The 318-nt window shown below is 33.6% G+C and carries 1 pseudogene; it reads left to right on the forward strand.

Features of this window, described 5'->3' with window-relative positions:
* Positions 1 to 42: 42 nt before the first annotated feature.
* A pseudogene (locus CCAND38_RS11760) lies at positions 43 to 318 on the forward strand (hypothetical protein); the annotation flags it as partial.

Raw genomic sequence — 318 nt, forward strand, 5'->3', positions numbered from 1 at the left:
TTAAAATATTATACTACTAAATATATTGATGAGTGGATTAATATGTCCAATAGACATTTGATTGATAAATCAAAAGTAGTGAAGTACAGCCCTATTCCCATTTATAAAGCGACTCCTGTTTTGTATTTGTTAAAACCTGAGTTAGCCCCACAGATAGATGTCTATGTCCCTTGGGTTATTGGGTATTGCAATGGTATATCTTGTTCCATAAGTGATATGCCAGCGAAATTAGTTTCTTTAAAAGCTCCTATTTTGGGAGAAATGACAGCAACTGCACCTTTTTCTATACCTCAAATAATGGGGATATATCGTCAAGAA

Source organism: Capnocytophaga canis (genome assembly GCF_000827555.1).
Classification (GTDB): Bacteria; Bacteroidota; Bacteroidia; order Flavobacteriales; family Flavobacteriaceae; genus Capnocytophaga; species Capnocytophaga canis.